This window comes from Halobellus sp. EA9 (genome assembly GCF_051195055.1).
Classification (GTDB): Archaea; Halobacteriota; Halobacteria; order Halobacteriales; family Haloferacaceae; genus Haloquadratum; species Haloquadratum rubicundus.
Genome location: NZ_JBNTJW010000032.1, coordinates 1 through 4,951 on the forward strand (window position 1 = coordinate 1; position 4,951 = coordinate 4,951).

Below are 4,951 nucleotides of genomic sequence, written 5' to 3' on the forward strand. Positions count from 1 at the left end.
CCAACAACGACCAATCTTACAAGAAACGCTCGCTACCGCTACACAACCGAGGTGTGAGTCTTAGCTAAAGACGAATGCTGTCAGCCACGATCAGTGGCTCCACGGGAAGCAGCTCGAGGTCATCGGTTATCTCCCGGCCAGCAACGGCTACGACGTCTGCGGCACCTACGACACAGTCACCATCGACGGCGACAGATACCCCCTCAGGTATCGGTTCACACTCGACGGTCTCAACGCGCACCACTACGAGCCCGTCTACGTCGCGGACTCATGGGTTAGCACAGATCCCGTCTCCGTTGAGGAGGGACTTGACAACGTCCGCGAACTCCTCGCCGCAGACTCCGTAGACGACCTCCGACCGAACCGCTAGTACGACAATCCCTAGTTACAGCTGAACGGTTTCTCGACTCGCTCCAAATGGTCAGCTACCGCTGGAACTGACCGCGATTCGCTATTCGCCCTTACTCGGATTTCAGGGCTGGATTTGAGGTACCGGTCGTCGGTTTTAGTCGCCAGACCGCTTCCTTCCCCAAGATGGTTCCTGGTAAATCCACGTGTGTAATCTCGAAACGCCACCAATCGTCGATGAGATCCACCGGGTCTGTTACTGGGAGTAACTCCGTTGGCAGTCGGACAGTTCCCTGATTCCGGGTCCTAACGAGGATGTCTGCACCGGGAGCTTCACTACTCCCGATCGTCTCAACTGCGTCGACGCGAAATCGTCTAGGACCGAATTCTCGAATCGATTCTGACTCCGCAGTGTCTGACTCTGAAATCGATACACCGGTCGCATCCTTGGAATCGCTTGTAGACGTCATTTTGATCTCGTGCCTGCAATTGGGTGAATACCTGCTGTAGCGTTCAGAGAGCGCAAACCCGTCCCTCCTCACCACCGACGAAATCGATCGCCGATAGACCGGAGAGCATCGGCCCCACGTCCCGACCCGGGAGCAGACTACGCTCTCACCCTGTCTCACCCCCGCTCAACGCCGCCCGATCCTCCTGCAACCCGTCTTTCGCGTCATCGGTAAGTCCGAAGAGTTCGCGCGCGGCGGCGATCCACGCGGTCGCAGAGTCCGAATCCCGGTGGAGACGCCGCAGCTTCCGGAGTACGGCCACTTTGACATTCTCACTATTAGATAGGATTTCTAGCGCCGATGTCAAAGTGGACAACTCGACTGTGAGCCGTTCACCCGCCTGCTGGACGTACTCACCGATCGAAAGGAGGCCGACGCGTTCGAGCGCATCGACCCACCGCGTGATCGTCTTGTAACTGACGTCGAGCGCCTCTATGTCGATGTCGAACCCGTTCGTCTGCACGAAGGCTTGCGCCGCAGGCATCGTAGCGAGCCGGTGAATCGCGCGCCGATTCACCTCGACGAGATGCCCAGCTCCTCCGGGATTCGGGTTCGATCTGAGCGTGCCTCCGGCATTCCTGAGGAGCGCGCCAGGTCGAACCCCGTCGATGTTGTCGCTGGCAGCATGATGAATGAGCTCCGCGAGGTCAAGCGCAGCGTCCGGGATGTCGAGGGTAGCTCGGATACCGTCAGTGAGTTCGTCGAGACGGACGACGTCATCGACGGGGAGTTCGGTCGGGACGTTAGTCAGTAGATAGACGTGCTTCGTATCCTCCGCGAGGACGGGGCGGACTCGGTGGACGATCTGTTCGAGTTCGTCCTCTCGGTGTTCGCGGAACAGCGTCCCGACGAGGCCGGTGTACGTCTTCGTTTTGACCGCGCGGCCCTTGCCCTGGTCGTCTTCGTAGTCGAGTTTCCGCCAGATCGGCTCGCCTTCAGCGCCGTCACGTGGCCCATGCTCAGTTCCGCCGACACGGATGTCGTTGTTCTGCACGGCGAGTAGTTCGGCTTCACGCCGAAGGTCGTCTACCGGTGGGTGTGGAGCTCCGATGGCGATGACCGCGTCGCACTCGCTTCGGTTGAAGCCGCGCGCCGCATGGAAGTGCATCACTTCGGCGTTCTCCGGGACGTCAAGCCAGGAGTGGGCACGTTGGACGACATCGTACGGGCCGACGATGAGCGGCCGCGTGTACATTGCGGCGAGGTTGTCAACGGCCTGCTGGAAGCGTTGTTGGAGAGATTCCCACTCGCCGACAGTCCCGGGGTGGAATTGGCCGTTGATGACCTGAGTCACGTTCATGTTGGCCGCAACGGGGTCGTTACCGTCGAGTCTGATTCGGTCCGGGTCGATCTCCCAGATTGAGGCGACTTTCCTCGGGCGTGAGGTTGCGTTCAGGATCAGCGGATCCTGCGGGAGCGTCTCTGGACGGGGACGACTGAGCGTAACGAGTCCGAGTTCTTCGTCCGGATCCTGTTTCTCGGTTTTCAGATATGCCATGCGACGATCTTTGGCTGCATAGTCGAGACGATGGACGAGGAGATCAGTTTGTTCTGTCCAGCCGCAGTCCTCGCTAGGACAGACGCGTTGTCCGTCCCGTTCAATGAGGTCGGTACCGCACGTGGGGCACGTTGTGAGGGTTTCCGGAGCGGCCGCAGCGGCGAGTCCGACGTCTGCGTTGAGTCCGGCCTTGACCGCTGTTGCGAAAATCGCGTCGTGAAGCATCGGCGCGACATCGAAGTTGACCTCTGCGGTCGGATCAGTCTCGTTGATTTCGCTCGCAGCATCATCGACGCGCTGGAGCATCGTCTCGCAATATTCCAGTTTTGCGCGAGCGAGGTTTTCGACAGGGTGTGGCGTTGATGCGCGCTGGTCGAGGTCGTTCTCGCGCTCGTAGTCGCCGAGATCCCGGCGGTATGGGTCAGGAATGCGCGGCGGTTCGAGTTCGGCGAGTGTATCCGGCGCCGTGGGATCCGTGAGCGCGTCGATGATATCGCCAGTGAATCGCGCGATCTCCTGATGCGTTTCCTCAGTTCCTGCGAGGTTTGCCAGCGCAGCGGACGCGTTTTTGAAGCGAGTGAGATCTTCAACCGAGACCGTTTGTCGCCTCTGGAGGGTTGACGGCGCTTCATCGACGATGACGTCTCGTTCAGCAGTAATCGTATCGAGGCGAAGGTATTCGTGAACGCCGACGACGTAGTCTGCATCTTTGACGTCGTCGAATTGCTGTTCCCAGAGACATCCCTCTTCGTCGTGCCCCGGGAGGATTTCACGAAGTTGGACGTGAGCCTGAATCGGCCCGCGGTTCCGTTCGACGTAATCGTAGATCCGTCGAACTGGATGCGCGGGGTCGAGGTCGTATACGGGACACATGTGCCCGCACTCGCTCAGATGTCGATTGTGCTTCGGGCAGACCTCAGTATCGTCGTCCCAGTCTGCCCGCCGACAACGGGATTGGCGTTTCTGCTCAGCGCCGAGCATATGGTAGTATTCCTTGGCCGACGGGGTGGCATCGTCATCGAGGAATTCAGCGGCCTTCTTGTGCTGCTGGAAGAGTACGGCATATTCACGGCCACGCGCGTACGCGGCGAGCGCAGCGTTCGTGGTCTTTCCGGTACCTGCTTCGTCACCCCAAATCGTGGGCGCGTCATGCTCTATGACCTCGTCATACCGGTCCTCTTGCATCGCGTCCCACCGGGCTTCGATATCAAGGGCTTCGCGCTCAACGACTGGTGGTTCACACGTCGTGATGCGATCATCGGGACCATCTTCTTCGACGTAAGCGGGGATCTCAGCACCGAGTTGGCGAGCTTCTTCGACTGCTCGCCACCACGTCGCGCCCTTGAGTCGCCATGGTCTCTTACAGTCAATGTCCGAGTGTACGGCCGCGAAGTAACCGAGGACACCGAATGATTCTCCGGCATCGTGGTCGAAGAAGACTCTCTTGTCCGGGCTGTGGAGGCTCGACTTGCTATCGCTGGGACGATAGACTGGATTCCATTGCGTCCATCCGGTGGAATCTTCACCGACGTAGAACCGCTCTAGGTTGAGGTCAGCCGGTTTGAGCCGGTCGATCGCAGTGAAGACGTCACGAATATCGGATGTTTCTTCGTCGTTTTTGGTCGCTTTCGGCTCGTAGTCCTCGAGATCAAACTGTGGTCGCTCATCATCAGTATCGTAACTGGGTGTTTCCGCGAGTGCTTCCTCACCGAGTTCCTCAATCAGTATCTTCTCCAGTTCGTCGTCGTCCCATTCGGCGATGCGTTCGCCTGTTCCAGGAACGTGGTTGCCGGTCGTTACACAGACGTGCTTCTGGTCGAATATTTCAACGGTCGGCGGCTCATCGTTCGTACCCCACGGTTCGTCATCGATCTCGAAGCTCACTTTATTGACGGCCTCCGGGAGCTTACCCCGATATGGTGCGTGGACGCCTGTTCCGCTGGTGCTGATGTCCGCGTAACTCAGGCCAAGACGGTCAAGGAAATCTAAAAATGCTGGATGCACCTCGCCGGTATCGGGACAGCGGACGTTGTCACCATCAGCGAATGCGTATTCGTCGCCGGTTTCGGTGTATTCTCCGTCGTGACTGTCGATGAGTACGGCGAGGCCATCCGGCTTCGGATACATCTCCTGCCATTCCTTCGCTTCGTCGAGAGTCGTCCAGAGTTTCGAGTTACTCCATTTCCAACGGCCATCACATTCGTTGCAATCGCGGCACGTATCGGCGTCGTGTTCCGGGTGGGTGCAGGCGATATCTGGGTCGTCGCGGTCACCCCACGGTGCGAAGGGTTTCTTGCCGCAACTCGTCATCCATCTTTTGTCATCCTCCCAGTCAGCAGGGAATTCGCCTGGATTAGGACGACTGAAGTCTACTTCGTGCCACGAGGAAACTATTTGCGAAGAATCTTCCCTGTCCGCGGGAGTTAGTGATTCTTTCTCTGATTCCTTATGAGAGGGATTTCGATTTTCGGAGACGCGGTCATTTTGGTGGGGGACCATTGGTCGGAAACGACCTACGGGCATTGGTGTTCGGTTAAGCACTGGATCGCCTCCTGAAGGCCTCAGCTACTCGTTCGCTGAGTAAGAGCCGCGATTT

Annotated in this window: 2 protein-coding genes; both read right to left on the reverse strand. The window is 58.4% G+C overall.

Going from position 1 to position 4,951, the window contains the following annotated elements:
• Positions 1–64: 64 nt before the first annotated feature.
• On the reverse strand, positions 65–244 hold the full coding sequence (locus ACQUQ0_RS17435; protein WP_435186997.1) for a hypothetical protein: 180 nt from the start codon (positions 242–244) through the stop codon (positions 65–67).
• 719 nt (positions 245–963) lie between these two features.
• Positions 964–4,665 (reverse strand): hypothetical protein, encoded by a 3,702-nt coding sequence (locus ACQUQ0_RS17440; RefSeq protein ID WP_435186999.1) that lies wholly within the window; start codon positions 4,663–4,665, stop codon positions 964–966.
• Between the last annotated feature and the right edge of the window lie 286 nt (positions 4,666–4,951).